Genomic DNA, 19,741 nt, shown 5'->3' with positions numbered 1-19,741 from the left:
CATTTTCAGCATTGTGTAGTGACATGGGGGAACGAAAGGGGTAGATGCTCGCGTGGGGTGGCTCTGTGGTCGTCGGTGATCCAAAAACGACGGACACGGCCGGTTTTTGAAGGAGCCTTGTGGATGAAAGCGGAGACGTTTCTCTCTGATGACTATCAGCCCGCTGAAGACGAACCTTTCATGAACGAGCGTCAGCTCGAATATTTCCGGAGAAAGTTGCTGGCCTGGAAGGATGAGATCCTCGAAGACAGCCGGGAGACCATCGAAGGTCTGCAGGGCAGCACGCGTAACATTCCCGATGTCGCAGACCGCGCGAGCGAAGAGACCGATCGCGCACTGGAACTCAGAACCCGTGACCGTCAGCGCAAGCTGGTGTCCAAGATCGACGCGGCGCTCCGCCGGATCGACGAGGGCGAATACGGGTATTGCGAAGTGACCGGTGAGCCGATCAGCCTCAAGCGGCTCGATGCGCGGCCGATCGCTACCATGAGCCTCGAGGCGCAGGAGCGTCACGAGCGGCGCGAGAAGGTTCATCGCGACGACTGAGGTCGCGGCGGACGGTTTCGAATTTCCGCTTTGCGGATCGGGTGGTAAAGAGGTCGCGCCGGGCTTTCGTCCCGGCGTTTTTTCGTATCAACAGGCGCCATGAGTCTGAGCGGCACACATATCGCGATCATCGGCGCCGGGATCGGTGGTCTGGCCGCCGCCCGCGCCCTTGCGCTGCGCGGGGCCGAGGTGCGCGTGCTGGAGCAGGCCGCCGAGATCCGCGAGGTCGGCGCGGGGCTGCAGGTGTCGCCCAACGGGATGGCCGTGCTGCGGGGTCTTGGCCTCGACACCGCGCTCAAGCGGACCGGTGCGGTCCGGGCCGAGGCTGTGACGCTCTGCAATCACCATGGCGAAGAGGTGCTGCCGCTGGATGTCGCGCGGCACGGGACGGGCGGGCATTACTGCGTTTACCGGGCCGACCTGATCGACGTTCTGGCGCAGGGCGCACGGGCCGCGGGCGCAAGGATCGGCCTGATGCATCAGGCGGCCGAGGTGCATGGCGGCGCGCGGCCCGAGATCGTGACGATGCAGGGCGCACGGGTGCGGGCCGATGTGGTCATCGGCGCCGACGGTCTGCATTCCCGCGTGCGTCCCGCCCTGAACGGCGCGGCCAAGCCTTTCTTCACCCGACAGGTCGCATGGCGTGCGATGGTCGAGGAGACTGGCCCGCTGGAACCCGAGGTGCGGCTCTTCATGGGGCCGGGGCGGCATCTGGTGACCTACCCGCTGCGCGGCGGACGGGCGCGCAACATAGTCGCCGTTTATGAAACCCCGGAATGGACCGAGGAAAGCTGGTCCCAGCCCGGCGATCCGGCGGCACTGCGGGCGCTCTTCGCGGGGTTCGGTCCAGAGGTGCGGGAGCTGCTGTCGCGGGTCGAGACGGTCGGACGCTGGGGCCTGTTCCGGCACCCGGTGGCCCGGCGGTGGCACGACGGGGGTCTGGCGCTGCTTGGCGACGCGGCCCATCCGACGCTGCCCTTCATGGCGCAGGGCGCATGCCTTGCGCTCGAGGATGCGTGGGTTCTGGCCGAAACGCTCGACGGCCCTGGCGCCTTGCCGGACCGGCTCGCCGCCTATCAGGACCGTCGCGCCCGGCGCGCGGCCCGGATCGTCGGCGCGGCCTCTCGCAATGCGTGGAAGTATCATGTCAGCCTGCCGCCTTTGCGCGCGGCAGGCCACTTGGCGCTGCGTCTCGGGGGGATCGTCGCGCCGGCAGCCATGGTGCGTCAGTTCGACTGGATTTACCGCGAGGACGTCACCGGTGGCGCTGTCCTGTCCGGCGGATCGGACGCGGAACCGGTCGCTCCGGGCACCTGACGCAAGGCGCTACAGTGCTATACCGATCAGCGTGTAGATCCCCATCAGCATCATCATCACGTTCTCGGTCAGCGACACGAAGCCGAGCGGCACGTTAGACCCGCCGCCGACGCAGGCGCACTTGAGCTCCCGCTTCTCGATATAGACCGCTCGGAACACCGACCACGCCCCGACCGAGCCGATGAACAGGGCGACCGGCCCCGACACCCAGGGCAGCAGCCCGCCCAGCATCAGGACACCGGCCAGCGTTTCGGCATAGGGATAGACATAGCCGTAGGGCACCCAGCGACGGGCCAGCAGGTCGTAGTTCAGGAACATGGTCGAGAACCCTTCGACGTCCTGCAACTTCTGGACCCCGAGCAGGCACATCGCGATGGCGATGAATGTTGTGACCGTGGCCAGCGACAGGATCGAGCCTCCGCTGAGCGCCATGATGGACAGGGCCATCAGGAAGGAAACGCCGAAGATCGCGATGACCGGGCGGTAGCTGGTATCGTCCGCATCCGCCAGCGGCTGGCCGAAGTAGGCCCGCAGGTCGTCATACCCGCCGATCCGTTCCTGCGCGATGAAGGTCTGGGGGGTCGTCTTGACCTCGTGCCGCTCCATGAAGGCGTCTGTTTCGGCGCGTGTCGTCAGATGATGGTCCTCGACGTCGAAGCCGTGGCTTTCAAGCAGCCACTTGGACTTCAGGCCATAGGGGCAGATGTGTTCGGGCATGACCATCCGGTAGAGGATCGCGCGTGGCCGTGCGCTGGCATCCTGCCGTTTGCGGTGGTCTGTGAGGGTGCCCTCAAGTTCCGAAGTCGCGCTCATGGCCGTCTCCTTTCCTCTGCCGGAACAACACATTTACCCCGCCGGAAGTTTCGGCATACAAATGTATTCTTTCAACGTATTGATATTGCGACAAAAAGCGCGTTCCTCGGATGGCGTCGGCACGCTATGCGTTGCAACCTGACCCGGAGACGCGCCATGCCCCTCACAGATCACCCGCTGCGCTACCAGCTTGCCAACGAACTGCACGCCCGTCCGTTTCCGGCCCTGACCGCCCCGGCGACGGTCGTCTTCCTTGCGATCAAGCGTCCCGACGGGGCGGTGGCGCGGGACCGGGCGGCGGATGTCGCGCATCTGGTTTCGCTGCTCGACCGGCACGGCGCGCCGCATCCTCAGCCGGGGGCAACGCACTGGTCAGGGCAGATCGGGCGGCACCAGTTGAAATGGGAAAGCCACACGGAATTCGTGACCTACACCGCGATCAGCGAGGGGCTGACGGGGCGGCCCTTCGATCCGGCGGAGTTCGATGTCTTTCCGGCCGGGTGGCTCGACACCGCGCCCGGCGTGCGGATGACGTCGATCCTCGTCCGGGTCGCGCCGCGCCCGGCGGACGGGGCCGAGATCGCCGCGCGGCTGGACGACTGGTTCGTGCCCGAAAGCCTCGCCGCCGCGCATGTGCTGGACGACGAGGCGGTCGTGGCGGGCGATTTCCGCATCGACCCGGCCGGGCACATGCGGTTCGCCGTCTTTGCCGGTGCCGAACTGGGGGCGCGGCGCACGGGGCGGATCGTGCAGCGGCTGTGCGAGATCGAGACCTATCGCGCCATGTCGATGCTTGGTTTTGCGCGGGCGCGCGACATCAACCCGAGGATGGGCGGCATGGACCGCGAACTGACCGCACTGATCGGCGCCATGGCGGATGGCGCGACACGGGCCGAGGCGACGCTGGACCGCCTGCTGGCCGTGGCCGCGGAGCTGGAGAACATGGGCGCGCAGGCGGCCTTCCGCTTCGGCGCGACGGCGGCTTACGAAGCGATCGTGCTGGAGCGGATCGACCTGCTGCGCGAGGTGAAGTTTCGCGGGCGGCAGAGTTTCACCGAGTTCGTCACCCGGCGCTACGACCCGGCGATGCGGACGGTGCGTTCGACCGAGGCGCGGCTGGCGAAGCTGGCCGACCGGGCGATCCGCGCGGGCGAGCTGTTGCAGACCCGCGTGGATGTCGAACGCAGCGCGCAGAACCAGAAGCTGCTGGAAAGCATGGACCGCCGGGCGGATGCACAGTTGCGGCTGCAGAAGACGGTGGAGGGGCTGTCGGTCGTGGCGATCAGCTATTACGCGGTCAGCCTCGTCGCCTATCTGGCGATGCCGCTCGCCTACATGGCGGGGCTGGACAAGACATGGCTGACGGCACTGATCGTGCCGCCGGTCGTGTTGTCCGTCTGGCTGCTGGTGCGCCGGATCAGGCGCCTGCACTGATCATTCGGCGGGGACGGGCAGGGCGGATGTGCCGCCCGCCTCGCCCAGAACCCGCGCCGCCAAGGCCGCGCCCGCGACGATGGAGGCCAGCGCGATCAGCGCCGACAGGCCCAGCGTCGGCACACCGGCCAGGCCCGCGCCCACGGTGCAGCCCCCGGCCAGCACGCCGCCCACGCCCATCAGGACCGCGCCTGCCGCGTAGCGGCCGGTCTGGCGGGGCGTCTCGAAACTCTGCCAGCGGAAACGGCCCGCGATCAGGGTGGAGACGAGGGCACCGACCAGCACGCCGCCGATCAGCCCGGTGCCGAAGCCCGGTTCGATGGCGGTCGAGGCGATGGTCCAGAACAGCGTCTCGGTCCACGGCGCGATGAAGGACAGGCTCTCCATCGCGATCGGGTCGAATTCGTCCAGCAGGACGTAGCCCGTGCCGATCCAGCCGAGCGGCACCAGTGCGCCGATCATGGCGGCGAGGATCAGGCGGCCGGGACGGTTGCCCGAGGTCAGCGCGACAGCCAGCGCGGGCAGGGCGATGACGGCGGACCACAGCAGCGGGCCGCCGGCCCATGTGGCGAGGTTGGCGGACGCACCCAGTTCGACGGTGAAGCCCGAAAGCACTGTCCGGAGCGGCGTAAGCGCGCCCTTGAGCGTCGCATGGGCCACGATGGCGAAGAGGGCGAGGACGAAGAACGCCCGCAGGTTGCCACCCGCGCCCAGCACCGTCAGGCGCGAGATGCAGCCACGGGTCAGGACCATGCCGGTGCCGAACGCAAGACCGCCCGCCACCAGCGCCAGCAGCGGCAGCGAGCCGGTCGTCAGGCGGTGGTCGCCGAAGTCGATCAGCCCCGCCACGGCGGCGGCCTGCGTGCCCGCCACGGCGACGGCCAGTGCCATCAGCCAGACGCCAGCGGCCTGCCGCCGGTCCTCGCCAACGACCGCACGCCGCAGGCAGAAGGCGGTGCGCTCGGCCAGCAGACCGAACAGCGCGCCGAGGATGAGGGCGAGGTAAACGCTGGCCCCGCGCGGGGTGAGCGTTTCGAAACCGAGGGACTCGAACATGGAAGGGCTCCGGCGAAATAACAGAACTTTGTTCCGATAACGCCGGTGGCTCGGTCATATCAAGATAGGCGAATACCTTGATCCGGGCGATTGGGGGAACGAATTCCCGAACAAGGCCTCAGACCCGAAACAAGGTCCCCGAAAGCGAACCGGCCCGCGCATGTCATGCCGGGCCGGTCGCGATTGACGATGTCTCGTCCTTATTTCTCAGCGGCCCCGGATCCGGGGGTCCAGCGCGTCGCGCAGGCCGTCGCCGAGGTAGTTCACCGACAGCACGGTCAGCGAGATGGCGAGGCCCGGCAGAATCACCCGCTCGGGGTTCTGCTGCATGTAGTCGACGGCGTCGAACAGCAGCCGGCCCCATGTCGGGAAGTCCGGCGGGAAGCCGAGGCCGAGGAACGACAGCGCGCTTTCGGTGATGATGGCGTTGGCGATCCCCAGCGTCGCGGACACGACGATGGGCGAGATCACGTTCGGCAGGATGTGCCGGGCGATCAGCTTGAAGTTCGAGGTGCCGATGGACCGGGCGGCGAGGACGAACTCGCGCTCCTTCAGCGCCAGCACGTCGCCGCGCACGATCCGCGCGGTCGGCATCCACGACGTGACGCCGATGGCCGTGACCATCAGGATGAAGATCCCCGTCTCCGGCCCGAAGGCGGCGGCCAGCCCGTCGCGGAACAGCATCACCATAACCAGCAGCAGCGGCAGCAGGGGCAGGGCAAGGAACAGGTCCGTGAGGCGCATCAGCGGTCCGTCGAGGCGGCGGAAGTAACCTGCCAACACCCCGATGGCGCTGCCCAGCACGAGGCCGAGCAGCATCGCAACGATACCGACGAGGACCGAGGTCTGGCCGCCGAACATCATCCGCGCCAGCATGTCCCGGCCCAGCTGGTCGGTGCCGAAGGGATGCGCGAGGCTCGGGCCCTGGTTACGGGCCCGTATGTCGATGAAGGTCGCGCTTTCCGGCCAGATCAGGGGCCCGACGAAGACGCCGAGCACGATCAGGATGAAGATGATACCGGCCGCCACGGCGCCCTTGTGGTGGATGAACTGGCTCCAGACCTCGCGCCACTGGCTGCGGGGCGGGTTGGTGGGCACGGGGCCGGTGTCGAGCACGCCGTCGCCGGACGGCACGGCGCCGACGGGGGCCATGTCCTCGGATGCGGGGTTGGTCTTGTCAGTCATAGCGGATCCGGGGGTCGAGGATGCCGTAAAGCACGTCGGCGATCAGGTTGAAGAGCACGATCAGCGCGGCGAAGATGAAAGTCAGCGTCTGGACCATCGGGATGTCATTGGCCTGGATCGCGGTGATCAGCAGCTGGCCGATCCCGTTCACCTTGAACACCTGTTCCGTGATGATCGCGCCGCCGAAGATCTGCGGGATGCCGAGCGCGATGACGGTGACCACCGGGATCATCGAGTTGCGCAGCACGTGGACCAGCACGACGACCTTTTCCGACAGGCCCTTGGCGCGGGCGGTGCGGACGTAGTCCTGGTTCAGGTTGTCGAGCATCGAGGCCCGCATGAACCGGCTGAGCTGGGCGGTGATCTGCAGCGCCAGCACCATGACCGGCATGATCATCTGTTTCAGCTGCACGACGAAGCTGTCCCAGTCGTTCACGACATGCGTCGTGTCATAGATCGACGGCAGCCAGCCCAGCTGGACGGCGAAGATCACGATCACCAGCACGCCCGAGAAGAAAGGCGGGACCGAGAATCCGACCATCGACACGAAGGTGCCGACGTTGTCGAAGATCGAATACTGGCGATAGGCCGAGTAGATGCCGATCGGGATCGCGATCAGGATGGCCACGACGTAGGCGGTGCCGACGACCCAGAGGGTCTGCGGGATTCGCTGGACGACGATGTCCATGACGGGCGAGCGGCTCTGCCAGCTCAGCACGCGCTGATCGCCGAGCGAGAACTGCGTGCCGAAGATCGAGTCGATCAGCACCTGCGGTTCGACCCAGAAGAACTGGACCATCCATTTCCAGAACCGGATCGGCATGGGTTCGCCCAGACCGAGGGATTGTCGGATCTGCTCGCGGACCTCGGGCGGGATGGTCAGGGGAAGCTGCGCGGTCGGATCACCCGGCGCGAGGTCCAGAAGCAGGAAGATGGCGAGACCGATGAACAGGAGCGTCGGAACCGCGAGGATCAGTCGTCTGATGAAAAAGCTTAGCATTCAGCCCCGGAGCTTTTCTTGAGTGTCATGAAGATCGAGGAGAACGGGCAGGGGGGCGGCGACCGCCCCCCTGCATGGGATCACTTGACGCGATACCAGTCTGCGATGTTCCACAGCTCGCTGTCCCAGTCATTCATCAGAATGCCGCCGAGCGAGTTGGCGTGGGCCGACTGGCCGCCACGGTAGACCAGCGGAATGATCGAGTAGGACTGCATGATCATGTCGTTCTGCGCCTTGGCGATTTCCTGGCGCTTCTCGAGCTCTGCCGTCTTGGACATCTCGTCGACCAGCTTCTCGTACTCCGGGTTGCAGAAGCGCTGGACGTTCGAGCCCTGCCACTGCTTGGACGGACGCGGGATGTCCGCGCAACGCCAGCTGGCCATGTAGGCTTCGGGGTCCACGCCCGAGAAGTTGTTGGTGTACATCTCGATGTCGGCATAGAACTTCTGGAAGGTGTCCGGGGATGCCGGATCGCCGCCGAAGAACACCGACGCGTTGATGTTGCGCAGCTCGGTTTCGACGCCCAGTTCGTTCCACCACTGCTTGATCAGCGCCTGAGCGTCCTGACGGACGGCGTTGGTCGAGGTCTGGTAGAGCACGCTCAGACGCATGCCGTCCTTTTCACGGACGCCGTCGCTGCCGGGGACCCAGCCCGCGTCGTCGAGGATCTTCTTCGCACCTTCGATGTCCTGCGTCATGCAGTCGTCGTTGGCGGTCGAAGCGTAGGCTTCCGGTCCGGGCAGGACGTTACAGGTCACCTTGCCCGCCTTGCCATAGCCGATGTCCACCAGGAGCTGGCGGTCGATCGCCATCGACAGCGCCTTGCCGACCATCGGATCGGTCAGGAACGGGTGCGCGTTGGAACCGTCTTCCTTCCACACGGACCGCATGTCGGGCCCGAGCGACGGGTCAGGGTTGGTCTGGTTCAGGTGCAGACGCTCGACCGAGGTCGCGAAGGCCACGACGACCTTGCCCTTGCCGGCGGCTTCCATCTTTTCCAGCACTTCAGGCGCAAGCTGCAGGTTCCAGGCATAGTCGAACTCGCCGGTTTCCAGAACTGAACGTGCCGCCGCTGCCGCGTCGCCGCCGCCCTTGAAGGTGATGTTGGAAAACGCCGGCTTGTCCGCTTCGCGGTAGTTCGGGTTCGCTTCCAGCGTGATCACGTCGTTCGGCTTGAACTCGGTCACGACGAAGGGGCCGGTGCCGATCGGGCCGAAGTTGGCGTCGGTGCATTCCGGAGCCTTGGCGCCGAGGCAATCCTTGAACTGCGCGGCCTGGATGATCGGCGATTCCGACCCGACGAACGCGGTGTAGGGGAAGGGCTTCGGTTCCTTGAAGTTGATCTTCACCGTCAGCGGATCCGGTGCCTCGACCGACGACACGCCGTCGAAATAGGACAGCTGCGCGCAGCCGCCTTCCGGATGGGTGCAGTATTCCCAGGTAAAGACCGCGTCGGCGGCGGTGAAGTCAGAGCCGTCCGACCACTTCACGCCTTCCTTCAGCTTGTAGGTGATCGACTTCAGGTCCTCGGCCACGCCGCCGTTCTCGACGGTGGGGATCTCCGAAACCAGCATCGGAACCATCTCGCCCTTCTCGTTGAAGCGGATCAGCGGCTCGATGATCATGGAGGAGCTTTCGACTTCCTTGGTCCCGCCGGAAAGGAACGGGTTCAGGGTCGAAGGCGCCTGCCAGTAAATGATGTTCAGCTGGCCGTCGGCCCCGCGCTCGGCATAGGCCGCGGGGGCCAGGGCCAGCGAGGCTGCCGCGCCCAGCAATAGCGATTTGACGTTCATGTCATACTCCTAGTTGGACTGTACCGGTCTCTTGGCGGACCGGCACGGAAGGGTCGGGGCGGGTATTCCGTGGATGGTGCTCCCCGATCCAGTATTCCGAAAGGCCCGGCTCGGACCTTCCCCACGGTTGCAATCATCGAAAACGGGTTATGAACAAAATGCAAGCCTCGCATGTCGATGACGCTAGGAGAGTTGGGCCCAGTGTTTGACATTCGTGCGGATTGCTCGCTAGCGTCGGATCATCCCCTGAACAGGACGCACGAGTATGCTGGATCAGCCCCTTGCCCGTATCGAAAATCTGAGGGTCGAGTTCCAGACCAAGGACGGCCCGGTCGTGGGCGTGGAGGATGTGTCCTTTTCGATCAATCCGGGGGAAACCGTCGCCATCGTCGGGGAATCCGGGTCGGGCAAATCCGTGTCTTCGCTGTCGCTTATGCGGCTGGTGGAATACGGCGGCGGGACGATCGCCGGGGGGCACCTGTTCTTTGACCGCAAGGACGGGGGCGAAATCGACCTCGCCAAGACCGACCAGGATCTGATGCGCACGATCCGCGGAAACGAGATCGGCATGATCTTTCAGGAGCCGATGACGGCCCTGAACCCGGTCTTCACCGTCGGGCGCCAGCTGACCGAGGGCCTGCGGGTCCACCGGGGGTTGACCAAGGAAGCGGCTAAAAAACGGGCACTCGAACTTCTGCGTCAGGTCCGTATCCCGGAGCCCGAGCGGCGGCTGACCCAGTACCCGCACGAACTGTCAGGCGGCATGCGCCAGCGGGTGGTGATCGCCATGGCGCTGGCCTGCGAACCGCGCCTGCTGATCGCGGACGAACCGACCACCGCGCTGGACGTGACGATCCAGGCCGAGATCCTCGCCCTGATGAACCGCCTCAAGCGCGAGACCGGCACGGCTGTGATGTTCATCACCCATGACATGGCGGTGGTGGCCCAGATGGCCGACCGCGTCGTCGTCATGTTCCGCGGCAACAAGGTCGAGGAAGGCCCGGTCGAGGAAATCTTCAACAACCCCAAGCACACTTACACCAAGGCGCTGCTGGCCGCCGTGCCCAAGCTGGGCGAGATGAAGGGCAAGGCGTTCCCCGAGCCGATGAAGCTGTTCGGCGTCGAGAACCAGAAGATCGAACCGATCCCCGGTCAGGACAAGCCGCTGCTCGAGGTCAAGAACCTGACCACGCGCTTCTCGGTCAAGGGCGGCTTCTTCCGCCGCACGGTCGCGCAGGTCCATGCGGTCGAGGACGTGTCCTTCACGATCAACAAGGGCCAGACCCTCAGCCTCGTGGGCGAATCCGGTTGCGGCAAGTCGTCCTGCGGGCGCTCCGTCCTGCGGCTGGTGGAACCGAAGTCGGGGCATGTCGTGCTCGACGGCAAGGACATCATGGCGCTCGGGCCGCAGGGGCTGCGCAAGGCGCGGCTGGACATGCAGATGGTGTTCCAGGATCCCTTCGCATCGCTCAATCCGCAGATGCAGCTCTCGGACCAGGTGGCCGAGCCGATGTGGAACTATGGCACCCACAAGGGCCGCGACCTGCACAAGCGGGTCGAGATGCTGTTCGACCGGGTGGAACTGCCGCGCAACTTCATGCGCCGGTTCCCGCACGAACTGTCCGGCGGTCAGCGGCAGCGGGTGGCGATCGCCCGCGCGCTCGCCCTGAACCCCAAGCTGATCGTCGCGGACGAGGCGGTTTCGGCGCTGGACGTTAGCGTGCAGGCGCAGGTGCTGAACCTGATGATGGAGCTTCAGGCCGAGATGGGGATCTCGTTTCTCTTCATCAGCCACGACATGGCGGTCGTCGAACGGGTCAGCCACCGCGTCGGCGTGATGTACCTGGGCCGGATCGTCGAGATCGGCAGCCGCACCGCCGTCTTCGACAACCCGCAGCACCCCTACACGCAGGCGCTGATGAAGGCCGTGCCGGTGGCCGATCCGACCATCCGCAAGGCCGAGGGCGATCTGAACTTCAAGCCGATTCCCTCGCCGATCCATCCGCTCGACTACGAACCGGCCCCGTCCGAATACCGCCAGATCGGGACCGAGGATCACTGGATCCTGACCACGGACAGCGGCTACTGATACGAATGCAATGCCTGGCGATGTCGAATTCTGGCTCGTCTTTCTGGATGACGCGATGATCCTGACCAAGGTCCGGGCCGACTGGTCCGCGCGCTATCCGAACAGCTATCGGACCGATATCGCGCTCGGCCCCGCGGAAGCGGCGGCCGACTACCTTGAATTCGACTACCCGGACTGGTTCGGTGACACCGGCCGGACATGGGCGGGATGCGTGGCCGACCTCGCCGCCGCCCGCCATCTGCAATCGGCCGTCTTCGACGTGCCGGAACCCAAGGAAAGCCCCCGACGATGACCGACCGCCTCACACCCTACGAGATCATGGAAAAGCTCGTCAGCTTTCCGACCGTCAGCCGCGACACCAATATCCCGCTGATCGACTGGGTGGAGGAGTATCTGCAGGGCCACGGCGTCCAGACTTTCCGCCACCTGCATCCCGACGAACCCAAGGCCGGGCTCTGGGCCCATGCCGGCCCGATGATCGAAGGCGCTGTCGTCCTGTCCGGCCACACCGACGTGGTGCCGGTGGACGGGCAGGAGTGGACGAGCGATCCCTACACGGTGACGGAACGCGACGGCAAATATTACGGCCGCGGCTGCTGCGACATGAAAGGCTTTGATGCGCTGGCCATCTGGGCCGTGGTCGAGGCCCAGTATGCCGACCTGAAAACACCGCTCCAGCTGGCGCTGACCTATGACGAGGAAGTCGGGCTGATCGGTGTCGATCCCCTGATCCGGGACGCCGACGGCAAGTTCCCCAAGGGCGAGACGGCGATCATCGGCGAACCCTCGACGATGGAGGTCGTGACCGGCCACAAGGCGGGCAAGGGCTACTCGGTCCATGTGCGCGGGTTCGAGGTGCATTCCTCGATGGCCTACAAGGGCGTCAGCGCGATCATGGAGGGCGCCAAGCTGATCGTCTGGGCCAACAAGATGAACGAGGAAGGGCAGGCGCGGAAACCCGAAGGGGTGGACGCGCTGTTCGATCCGCACTGGACCAACGTCCATGTCGGCATGATCTCGGGCGGGACTGCCCACAACATCACCGCCAAGGACTGCGACTTCGTCCTGACCTTCCGCTGCGTGCCCGGTGACGACCCCGAGGAATGGGGCCGCCGGTTTAAGGAAGAGGTCGCCCGCGTCGATGCCGAGATGAAGGCGGTCCGCCCCGAGGCCGGGATCGACCTGACCGAACGCTTTTCCGGCCGGGGCCTGACCCCCGAGGAGAACGGCAAGGCCGAGGCGCTGACCCGGATGCTCACCGGCGACAACGGCACCCATGTCGTCAGCTACGGCACCGAGGCGGGTTATTTCCAGGCGCACGGGTTTTCCGCCGTGGTCTGCGGGCCGGGCGACATCGCGCAGGCGCACCAGCCGGACGAATTCATCACCGTGGCCGAGTTCGAGAAGGGCCACGCATTCATGAAGAAACTGCTCGACCACCTGAAAGGCTGAAGACCATGCCGATCCGCAACCGTATCGCCGAAATGCAGGGCGAAATCGCCGAATGGCGGCAGGATTTCCACCGCCATCCCGAACTGCTCTACGAGGTGCACCGCACCGCCGGGATCGTCGCCCAGAAGCTGCGCGAATTCGGCTGCGACGAGGTGGTCGAAGGCATCGGCCGGACCGGCGTCGTCGCCACGATCAAGGGCCGCACGGACACGTCGGGCCGCGTGATCGGCCTGCGCGCCGATATGGACGCCCTGCCGATCAACGAGGCGTCGGGCGTCGCCTATGCCTCGGAAACGCCGGGGATGATGCACGCCTGCGGTCATGACGGGCACACCGCGATCCTGCTCGGCGCCGCGAAATACCTCGCCGAGACGCGCAACTTCGACGGCACCGCCGTGCTGATCTTCCAGCCCGCCGAGGAAGGCGGGGCCGGGGGGCTTGCCATGTGCGAGGACGGGATGCTCGACCGCTGGAACGTGCAGGAGGTCTATGGCCTGCACAACGCACCGGGCCTGCCGGTCGGCACGTTTTCCATGCGCAAGGGCGCGACCATGGCCTCGGCCGACCAGTTCGACATCGTCGTGCGCGGCAAGGGCGGACATGCCGCCCGCCCGCATCTGGCCATCGACCCGGTGGTCGCCGCCGGGCACCTGATCGTCGCGCTGCAATCCATCGCCAGCCGCAACATCGACCCGGTGAAGGAGGTCGTCGTCTCGATCTGCACCCTGCGCGCCGACAGCGCCACGCACAACGTGATCCCGATGTCGGTCCAACTGCGCGGCACCATCCGAACGCTCGACCCCGACGTCCGCGATCAGGTCGAACCCCGCGTCCGCGCCATCGTCGAACACACCTGCGCCGCCTTCGGTGCGGTTGGTGAGCTGGAATACGAACGCGGCTACCCGGTGCTGGTGAACCACGACGACAACGTCGATTTCGCCGCCGATGCCGCGCTGGCCGTCAGCGCCGAGGTCGACCGCAACGCGCCCGCGCGCCTCGGGGGCGAGGACTTCGCCTACCTGCTGGAGCGTCGCCCCGGCGCCTACATCTCGCTCGGCAACGGCGACAGCGCGCCGCTGCACCACCCGGAGTACAATTTCAACGACGACGCCATCCCCGCCGGCTGCAGCTGGTTCGCCGAGATGGTCGAGCGGCGGATGCCCGCCGCGTAAGAAGGACCAAGACCCATGCCCATCAAGAACCGCTTCGCCGAGATGCACGAGGAAATCACCGCATGGCGGCGCGATTTCCACGAACACCCCGAGATCCTCTACGAGGTGCACCGCACCGCCGGGATCGTGGCCGAGAAGCTGCGCGAATTCGGCTGCGACGAGGTGGTCGAGGGGATCGGCCGGACCGGCGTCGTCGGGATCATCAAGGGCAACACCGACACGAAGGGCAAGGTGATCGGCCTGCGCGCCGACATGGACGCGCTGCCGATGCCCGACATGTCCGGCACACCCTATGCCTCCAAAACCCCCGGCGCGTCGCACGCCTGCGGCCATGACGGACACACCGCGATGCTGCTCGGCGCGGCGAAATACCTCTGCGAGACCCGCCGCTTCGACGGCACCGCCGTGGTGATCTTCCAGCCCGCCGAAGAGGGCGGCGCGGGGGGCCGCGCCATGTGCCAGGACGGGCTGATGGAGCGCTGGAACGTGCAGGAGGTCTATGGCCTGCACAACATGCCCGGCCATCCGGTCGGCTCGTTCCACATCCGCCCCGGCGCGATCATGGCCTCGGCGGATGAATTCGACGTGGTGATCCGCGGCGTCGGCGGCCATGCGGCCATGCCGAACCGCGCGGTGGACCCGGTCGTCGCCGCCTCGAACGTCGTGCAGGCGCTGCAGACGATCAAGAGCCGCAACCTCGACCCGGTCAAACAGCTCGTGATCTCGGTCACCAGCTTCCGGACCGAGACGGACGCCTACAACGTGATCCCGGAAAGCGTGCACCTCAAGGGCACCATCCGCACCCTCGACCCCGCCGTGCGCGACCTGGCCGAGGATCGCTTCAAGCCGCTTGTCAGCAGCGTCGCCGAAGCCTTTGGCGCCAAAGCGGAAATCGACTACCGTCGCGGCTATCCGGTGACCGTGAACCACGACACCGAAACCGATCACGCCGCCGACGCCGCCGAGGCGATCGCGGGCGCCGTCGATCGTGGCACCCCGCAGCTCATGGGCGGCGAGGACTTCGCCTTCATGCTGGAAGAGCGCCCCGGCGCCTACATCTTCCTCGGCATCGGCGAAGGACGCCCCAACGTCCACCACCCTGAATATGACTTCAACGACGAGGCGATCCCCGCAGGATGCTCGTGGCTGGCCGAGATGGCCGAACGCCGCATGCCCGCCGCCTGATCGCCGGAAAGGACCCCAGATGCCCGTAAAGAACCGCTTTGCCGAACTGCTGCCCGAGATCACCGCGTGGCGGCGCGACCTGCACGAGAACCCGGAAATCCTCTATGACACCATCCGCACCGCGGGCGTGGTCGAAGCCAAGCTCAAGGACTTCGGCTGCGACGAGATCGTCACCGGTCTCGGCCGGACCGGCGTGGTCGGCGTGATCCGGGGCAAGACCAACACCTCGGGCAAGGTCATCGGCCTGCGCGCCGACATGGACGCCCTGCCGATCCTCGAGGCGACCGGCCTCGACTATGCCTCCAAGACCCCCGGCGCGATGCATGCCTGCGGCCATGACGGCCACACTGCCATGCTGCTCGGCGCCGCCAAGTACCTGGCCGAGACGCGCAACTTCGACGGCACTGTCGTCGTGATCTTCCAGCCCGCCGAAGAGGGCGGCGGCGGTGGCCGCGAGATGTGCGAGGACGGGATGATGGACCGCTTCGGCATTCAGGAGGTCTATGGCATGCACAACTGGCCCGGCATCCCGACGGGCGAGTTCCAGATCCGTCCCGGCCCGTTCTTCGCCGGCACCGACCAGTTCGAGGTGGTGATCAAGGGGCAGGGCGGTCACGCCGCCAAGCCGGACGAGACCCGCGATCCGACCCTGACCGCCTCGCACCTCGTCGTGGCACTGCAGAGCATCGTGTCGCGCAACGTCGACCCGGTGGAACAAATGGTCGTCTCGGTCACCTCGTTCGAAACCGCCTCCAAGGCGTTCAACGTGATCCCGCCGACGGTGACGATCCGCGGCACGATCCGCACCATGACGCCGGAAACCAAGGCGCTGGCGGAGGCGCGGTTCAAGGCGATCTGCACCAACACCTGCGCCGCCTTCGGCTGCGAGGCGCTGATCGACTGGCGGCCCGGCTATCCGCCGATGGTGAACTCCGAGGCGCAGACCGAATTCGCGGCCGAGGTCGCCGCGGCGGTCGCGGGCAAGTGCGATACGGCGGCGCTGACCATGGGGGGCGAGGATTTCGCCTACATGCTCAACGAACGCCCCGGCGCCTACATCCTCGTCGGCAACGGCGACAGCGCGGACGTGCACACGCCGGACTACAACTTCAACGACGAGGCGATCCCGGCGGGCTGTTCGTGGTGGGCCGAAATCGTCGAGCGCCGGATGCCCGCCGCCTGATGTGGGAGGACCGCTACGCCGGGGCCGGGGAGTACCTCTTCGGCCGCGCCCCCGCCGGGGTGCTGACCGAGAACCCCTGGGTTCTCGACGGCGCGCGGACCGCGCTCTGCGTTGCGGATGGCGAGGGGCGGAACTCTGTCCACCTCGCCCGGCAGGGCCTCGACGTCACCGCCTTCGACCTCTCGCTGACCGCCGTCGGCCGCGCCAATGCGCTGGCCGCCGAGGCGGGTGTCACACTCGCCACCCATATCTCGACGTGGGAGGGCTGGGACTGGTCCCGCCAGTTCGACCTCGTCGCCGCGATCTTCGTCCAGTTCATGACCCCCGACGCGCGCCCCGCGCAATTCGCCACCCTGCGCGACGCCGTCCGCCCCGGCGGCCGCCTGCTGCTGCACGGCTACCGCCCTGAACAGGTGGACTACGGCACCGGCGGCCCACCGTCGCGCGCCCAGATGTACACCCCGGACCTGCTGCGCGATCACTTCGGCGACTGGCACATCGACCGCCTCGCCGCCTACGACCGCGAGGTACAGGAGGGCCGCGGCCATTCCGGCCCCTCCGCCCTCATCGACCTCGTCGCCCGCCGCCCCGGATAAGGGCGCAGGTCCCCTACTTCTTCTGGTTTCAAATACTTCGGGGGTCCGGGGCCAGAGCCCCCGGCGGGTCGCCTCAGGCGAAACCTCACCAAGTCATGCGAAAACCAGCCTCACCCCCCGGTATGGCTCATATGCCGCGACACCTGGCCATCCGCCCGCTGCCGCGAATAGTCGAAATCGTGACCCTCGGGCTTCAGCCCGATCGCGGCCCGGATCGCCGCCTCCAGCGGGGCATCGTCCGACGGATGATTCCTGAGCGCCGGACGCAGATCCGCCATGTCCTCCTGCCCGAGGCACATGTAAAGCTGCCCGGTGCAGGTCATCCGGACCCGGTTGCAGCTCTCGCAGAAATTGTGGCTGAGCGGGGTGATGAACCCGATCTTCTGCCCGGTCTCCTCGATCCGCACATACCGCGCCGGACCGCCTGAGCGTTCGGCGAGGTCGGTCAGCGTGAACCTCTCCTCCAGCCGCGCGCGCAGGTCCTTGAGCGACCAGTATTGCCCGACCCGGTCCTCGTTGCCGATGTCGCCCATGGGCATGACCTCGATCCAGGTCAGGTCCATGCCGCGCGCCGCGCAGAACTCGGCCAGCGTGAACAGCTCGTCCTCGTTGAAGCCCTTCAGCGCGACGGCGTTGATCTTGACCTTCAGCCCGGCGGCCAGCGCGGCGTCCAGCCCGCGCAGCACCTGCGGCAGGCGGCCCCAGCGGGTCACGCGGGCGAATTTCTCCTCGTCCAGCGTGTCGATCGACACGTTGATCCGCTTCACCCCCGCCGCCGCCAGATCGCCCGCGAAGCGTTCCAGCTGCGACCCGTTGGTCGTCAGCGTCAGCTCGTCCAGCGCACCCGACTCGAGGTGCCGCGACATGGAGCGGAAGAAGGTCATGATGTCCCGCCGCACCAGCGGTTCGCCGCCGGTGATGCGCAGCTTCCTGACCCCCAGCCGGACGAAGGTCGAACACATCCGGTCGAGCTCCTCCAGCGTCAGCAGGTCCTTCTTGGGCAGGAAGGTCATGTTCTCGGCCATGCAGTAGACACAGCGGAAATCGCAGCGGTCCGTGACGGAGACGCGGAGATACGAGATCGGTCTGGCGAAGGGGTCGATGAGCGGTGCGGTCATGGGGGGAAGGTAAGGAACCGCGCGCGGGGCGGCAAGGGCCAGCGACACGTTGCGGGGCGGGCCGCGTGGTTCTAAGGTCTGGATATGAGCAGTTCCATGATCAAGATCCCGGCACTTCTACTGTGCCTCATGCCCGCCGCCTGCGGCGAGATCAACTTCGGCGCCCGCGAACCGGCCGCCGAAGCGCAAGACGGCGACGGCCAGACCCGGCCGCAGGCCCGGCCCGGCACGCCCGAGGCCGAGGATGCCGCCGAGGTGACCGAGGTCGCCGGTGAAGTGACGACGCCCGAGGCCGGCGGACGCCTGGGCGTGACGATCGCCTCGCTCGGCAATCCCGGTGAGCAGGGGCTCTGGCTGAAGACGCCGCTGGTGCGGACCAACGCCAAGGGGCGTGTGGCCTATGGCGGCCAGAGTGCCGATGTCGACCTGATCCCCATTCCGGGCGAGCCGGGTGCGGGCAGCCGGATGTCGCTGGCCGCTTTCCAGGCCCTCGGGGCGCCGGTCACGGGTCTGCCCGAGATCGAGGTCTTCCTGAAGTAACGCAACGTGCGAGGTGCCGTCAGAGGTACTTCGCCGCTTCCTTCCGGGCGAATGCCTTCATCCCCGCGCCATGTGCGTCGAGGAAGGCACGCACGCGGTCGGGATCGTGTTTCGACAGGTCCCGCAGCCACCAGGCTATGGCCTTCTGGATGAACCACTCCCGGTCCGGCACATAGGTTGCGGCCCAGCCCAGCACCCGTTCCCGCGCCGCGGTTTCGGCCTCGGACGGATGCGACAGGCGGGCCAGCGGCAGGGTGATGACCAGCGCGGCGCGCCGGGTCCACAGGTGATCCGACCGGGTCCATCCCTCCACCTCGTCCAGCCGGGTCAGGTCCGCCATGACCCGACGCCGCCCGGCATCGCAGGCGTGATCCGCAATGGCCCAAGCGTCGCATTGCGGGATCCAAGAGGTCACCAGCGCCCAGACCCCGTCATCGGGCCGGATGCGCGCCTGTGTCAGCAGCTTGGACGCGGCGATACGGGCCTCGTGAATGTCCGTCCGCCACAGCGCATCGGCCAGCGCGATACGGTCGTCCAGTGACAGGGCGTGCCGCCACTCGGTCGCCAGGTCGTTGATCGCCGGATTGGGCGTGCCGAGGTAGGGGCGTTCGGCCTTGTGGTAAGCCGCCATGCCCGCGGCCCTGTCCGCATCGCCCGCGGCGCGCAGGGCGTCCAGCGCCTCGTCCGCCGTCATTCCGCCGGGCCGATATTGCCCTCGACCACGCCGGTCGGCGCGCCGTCCAGAGTGACGGTGTTCTTCTCGACCCAGTAGTCGCGGACGCCGTCCGCCCCCTTGGATTCGCCCCATTTCTGCAGCGTGTCGCGTTCGCCCGCGTAATCCATGTAGGGCACCGCGTAGCCGCAGGAGGTCTGCACGAGGTCCACGGTGACGTCATAGACCTGCCGCGCGCCCATTTCCTCGGGGAACATGCCGTTCAGCTCGTCCCAGTCGGAATCGCGCCGGTGCACCGTCCGCGCGGTGCCGTAGCAGCGCAGGATCAGCGGGCGCTTTTCGAAGCCGCACCACATCAGGGTGATCCGGTTGATCAGATTCAGATGACCGGCGGTCTCGTTCCCGGAGCCGGTCAGGTTCCGCCATACGATCCGGTTCGGTCCCATGACCCGCAGCGCGTCCATCCCCTTGGGCGATACGTTGACGTATCCGTCCGGACCGGCGGTGCCGGTGAAGAAGATGTGCTGCGCCTCGATGAAGCGGCGGTGATCGTCTTCGATGGTTGCGAACTGCTTGGCCATTGATGTCC

Annotated in this window: 19 protein-coding genes; 11 read left to right on the top strand and 8 right to left on the bottom strand. The window is 66.7% G+C overall.

The annotated features are described in order from the left end of the window. Nucleotides 1-123 precede the first annotated feature (123 nt). Nucleotides 124-546, top strand: coding sequence for an RNA polymerase-binding protein DksA (gene dksA / locus ATO6_RS17890; RefSeq protein WP_088625393.1), 423 nt, complete (start codon nucleotides 124-126; stop codon nucleotides 544-546). A 99-nt stretch (nucleotides 547-645) separates the two neighbouring features. Beyond that, on the top strand, nucleotides 646-1,863 hold the full coding sequence (locus ATO6_RS17885; RefSeq protein ID WP_088625392.1) for an FAD-dependent monooxygenase: 1,218 nt from the start codon (nucleotides 646-648) through the stop codon (nucleotides 1,861-1,863). Nucleotides 1,864-1,872: 9 nt separating this feature from the next. Here the strand turns inward: ATO6_RS17885 and ATO6_RS17880 are convergent, their stop codons facing one another. Further along, complete coding sequence (locus tag ATO6_RS17880) at nucleotides 1,873-2,586, bottom strand: MauE/DoxX family redox-associated membrane protein (protein ID WP_088625461.1); 714 nt, start codon at nucleotides 2,584-2,586, stop codon at nucleotides 1,873-1,875. A gap of 246 nt (nucleotides 2,587-2,832) precedes the next feature. Between ATO6_RS17880 and ATO6_RS17875 the strand changes: the two genes are divergently transcribed. After that, nucleotides 2,833-4,110: a DUF3422 family protein gene (locus tag ATO6_RS17875; protein WP_088625391.1), complete on the top strand. Its 1,278-nt coding sequence runs from the start codon at nucleotides 2,833-2,835 to the stop codon at nucleotides 4,108-4,110. Here ATO6_RS17875 and ATO6_RS17870 read toward each other — a convergent pair whose 3' ends face one another. From ATO6_RS17870 to ATO6_RS17855, 4 genes are all read right to left on the bottom strand, one after another. Then, nucleotides 4,111-5,166: a YeeE/YedE family protein gene (locus tag ATO6_RS17870; RefSeq protein WP_088625390.1), complete on the bottom strand. Its 1,056-nt coding sequence runs from the start codon at nucleotides 5,164-5,166 to the stop codon at nucleotides 4,111-4,113. Nucleotides 5,167-5,373: 207 nt separating this feature from the next. Next, complete coding sequence (locus ATO6_RS17865) at nucleotides 5,374-6,318, bottom strand: ABC transporter permease (protein ID WP_088625460.1); 945 nt, start codon at nucleotides 6,316-6,318, stop codon at nucleotides 5,374-5,376. A 25-nt stretch (nucleotides 6,319-6,343) separates the two neighbouring features. Continuing rightward, nucleotides 6,344-7,351 (bottom strand): ABC transporter permease, encoded by a 1,008-nt coding sequence (locus ATO6_RS17860; protein ID WP_088625389.1) that lies wholly within the window; start codon nucleotides 7,349-7,351, stop codon nucleotides 6,344-6,346. An 80-nt stretch (nucleotides 7,352-7,431) separates the two neighbouring features. Further along, nucleotides 7,432-9,144 (bottom strand): peptide ABC transporter substrate-binding protein, encoded by a 1,713-nt coding sequence (locus ATO6_RS17855; RefSeq protein WP_088625388.1) that lies wholly within the window; start codon nucleotides 9,142-9,144, stop codon nucleotides 7,432-7,434. A gap of 265 nt (nucleotides 9,145-9,409) precedes the next feature. Here ATO6_RS17855 and ATO6_RS17850 point away from each other — a divergent pair, with 265 nt between their 5' ends. Genes ATO6_RS17850 through ATO6_RS17820 form a run of 7 tightly spaced genes read left to right on the top strand, consistent with a single transcriptional unit; the run spans nucleotide 9,410 to nucleotide 16,821 of the window. Then, nucleotides 9,410-11,233 carry an ABC transporter ATP-binding protein gene (locus ATO6_RS17850; protein ID WP_088625387.1) on the top strand — a complete coding sequence of 608 codons (1,824 nt, stop codon included), beginning with the start codon at nucleotides 9,410-9,412 and terminating at the stop codon, nucleotides 11,231-11,233. A gap of 10 nt (nucleotides 11,234-11,243) precedes the next feature. After that, complete coding sequence (locus tag ATO6_RS17845; protein WP_088625386.1) at nucleotides 11,244-11,525, top strand: hypothetical protein; 282 nt, start codon at nucleotides 11,244-11,246, stop codon at nucleotides 11,523-11,525. Then, entirely contained in the window at nucleotides 11,522-12,685 is a 1,164-nt protein-coding gene (gene argE, locus ATO6_RS17840; protein WP_088625385.1) for an acetylornithine deacetylase, read from the top strand. Before ATO6_RS17845 ends, argE begins: the two co-directional genes overlap by 4 nt. A 5-nt stretch (nucleotides 12,686-12,690) precedes the next feature. Next, nucleotides 12,691-13,857, top strand: a complete 1,167-nt coding sequence (locus ATO6_RS17835; protein ID WP_088625384.1) for a M20 aminoacylase family protein — start codon at nucleotides 12,691-12,693, stop codon at nucleotides 13,855-13,857. Nucleotides 13,858-13,872: 15 nt separating this feature from the next. Beyond that, nucleotides 13,873-15,042, top strand: a complete 1,170-nt coding sequence (locus ATO6_RS17830) for a M20 aminoacylase family protein (RefSeq protein WP_088625383.1) — start codon at nucleotides 13,873-13,875, stop codon at nucleotides 15,040-15,042. Nucleotides 15,043-15,061: 19 nt separating this feature from the next. Beyond that, the gene (locus tag ATO6_RS17825) at nucleotides 15,062-16,225 is read left to right on the top strand and encodes a M20 aminoacylase family protein (RefSeq protein WP_088625382.1); all 1,164 of its coding nucleotides are present in this window, start codon (nucleotides 15,062-15,064) and stop codon (nucleotides 16,223-16,225) included. Continuing rightward, nucleotides 16,225-16,821 (top strand): cyclopropane-fatty-acyl-phospholipid synthase family protein, encoded by a 597-nt coding sequence (locus ATO6_RS17820; protein ID WP_088625381.1) that lies wholly within the window; start codon nucleotides 16,225-16,227, stop codon nucleotides 16,819-16,821. The genes ATO6_RS17825 and ATO6_RS17820 overlap by 1 nt, the downstream gene beginning before the upstream one ends. A 110-nt stretch (nucleotides 16,822-16,931) precedes the next feature. Here ATO6_RS17820 and moaA read toward each other — a convergent pair whose 3' ends face one another. After that, nucleotides 16,932-17,939 (bottom strand): GTP 3',8-cyclase MoaA, encoded by a 1,008-nt coding sequence (moaA, locus tag ATO6_RS17815; protein WP_088625459.1) that lies wholly within the window; start codon nucleotides 17,937-17,939, stop codon nucleotides 16,932-16,934. A gap of 96 nt (nucleotides 17,940-18,035) precedes the next feature. Between moaA and ATO6_RS17810 the strand changes: the two genes are divergently transcribed. Continuing rightward, on the top strand, nucleotides 18,036-18,479 hold the full coding sequence (locus tag ATO6_RS17810; protein WP_088625380.1) for a hypothetical protein: 444 nt from the start codon (nucleotides 18,036-18,038) through the stop codon (nucleotides 18,477-18,479). Between the two features lie 19 nt (nucleotides 18,480-18,498). Here ATO6_RS17810 and ATO6_RS17805 read toward each other — a convergent pair whose 3' ends face one another. Both ATO6_RS17805 and ATO6_RS17800 read right to left on the bottom strand, forming a co-directional pair. Further along, on the bottom strand, nucleotides 18,499-19,173 hold the full coding sequence (locus tag ATO6_RS17805) for a DNA alkylation repair protein (RefSeq protein WP_088625379.1): 675 nt from the start codon (nucleotides 19,171-19,173) through the stop codon (nucleotides 18,499-18,501). Further along, nucleotides 19,170-19,733 (bottom strand): pyridoxamine 5'-phosphate oxidase family protein, encoded by a 564-nt coding sequence (locus ATO6_RS17800; protein WP_088625378.1) that lies wholly within the window; start codon nucleotides 19,731-19,733, stop codon nucleotides 19,170-19,172. Before ATO6_RS17800 ends, ATO6_RS17805 begins: the two co-directional genes overlap by 4 nt. Between the last annotated feature and the right edge of the window lie 8 nt (nucleotides 19,734-19,741).

It is taken from the genome of Oceanicola sp. 22II-s10i, from assembly GCF_002210105.1.
Classification (GTDB): Bacteria; Pseudomonadota; Alphaproteobacteria; order Rhodobacterales; family Rhodobacteraceae; genus Pseudooceanicola.
This window is presented reverse-complemented; position numbering and strand designations above follow the sequence as displayed.

Bases quoted from the DNA above. Each gene is read 5' to 3' on its own strand.
- ATO6_RS17830 (WP_088625383.1), top strand. From the start codon at position 13,873: ATGCCCATCAAGAACCGCTTCGCCGAGATGCACGAGGAAATCACCGCA.
- ATO6_RS17845 (WP_088625386.1), top strand. From the start codon at position 11,244: ATGCCTGGCGATGTCGAATTCTGGCTCGTCTTTCTGGATGACGCGATG.
- ATO6_RS17825 (WP_088625382.1), top strand. From the start codon at position 15,062: ATGCCCGTAAAGAACCGCTTTGCCGAACTGCTGCCCGAGATCACCGCG.
- ATO6_RS17870 (WP_088625390.1), bottom strand. From the start codon at position 5,166: ATGTTCGAGTCCCTCGGTTTCGAAACGCTCACCCCGCGCGGGGCCAGC.
- moaA (WP_088625459.1), bottom strand. From the start codon at position 17,939: ATGACCGCACCGCTCATCGACCCCTTCGCCAGACCGATCTCGTATCTC.
- ATO6_RS17850 (WP_088625387.1), top strand. From the start codon at position 9,410: ATGCTGGATCAGCCCCTTGCCCGTATCGAAAATCTGAGGGTCGAGTTC.
- ATO6_RS17860 (WP_088625389.1), bottom strand. From the start codon at position 7,351: ATGCTAAGCTTTTTCATCAGACGACTGATCCTCGCGGTTCCGACGCTC.
- ATO6_RS17800 (WP_088625378.1), bottom strand. From the start codon at position 19,733: ATGGCCAAGCAGTTCGCAACCATCGAAGACGATCACCGCCGCTTCATC.
- ATO6_RS17805 (WP_088625379.1), bottom strand. From the start codon at position 19,173: ATGACGGCGGACGAGGCGCTGGACGCCCTGCGCGCCGCGGGCGATGCG.
- argE (WP_088625385.1), top strand. From the start codon at position 11,522: ATGACCGACCGCCTCACACCCTACGAGATCATGGAAAAGCTCGTCAGC.
- ATO6_RS17820 (WP_088625381.1), top strand. From the start codon at position 16,225: ATGTGGGAGGACCGCTACGCCGGGGCCGGGGAGTACCTCTTCGGCCGC.
- ATO6_RS17855 (WP_088625388.1), bottom strand. From the start codon at position 9,144: ATGAACGTCAAATCGCTATTGCTGGGCGCGGCAGCCTCGCTGGCCCTG.
- ATO6_RS17885 (WP_088625392.1), top strand. From the start codon at position 646: ATGAGTCTGAGCGGCACACATATCGCGATCATCGGCGCCGGGATCGGT.
- ATO6_RS17810 (WP_088625380.1), top strand. From the start codon at position 18,036: ATGATCAAGATCCCGGCACTTCTACTGTGCCTCATGCCCGCCGCCTGC.
- ATO6_RS17865 (WP_088625460.1), bottom strand. From the start codon at position 6,318: ATGGCCCCCGTCGGCGCCGTGCCGTCCGGCGACGGCGTGCTCGACACC.
- ATO6_RS17835 (WP_088625384.1), top strand. From the start codon at position 12,691: ATGCCGATCCGCAACCGTATCGCCGAAATGCAGGGCGAAATCGCCGAA.
- dksA (WP_088625393.1), top strand. From the start codon at position 124: ATGAAAGCGGAGACGTTTCTCTCTGATGACTATCAGCCCGCTGAAGAC.
- ATO6_RS17875 (WP_088625391.1), top strand. From the start codon at position 2,833: ATGCCCCTCACAGATCACCCGCTGCGCTACCAGCTTGCCAACGAACTG.
- ATO6_RS17880 (WP_088625461.1), bottom strand. From the start codon at position 2,586: ATGGTCATGCCCGAACACATCTGCCCCTATGGCCTGAAGTCCAAGTGG.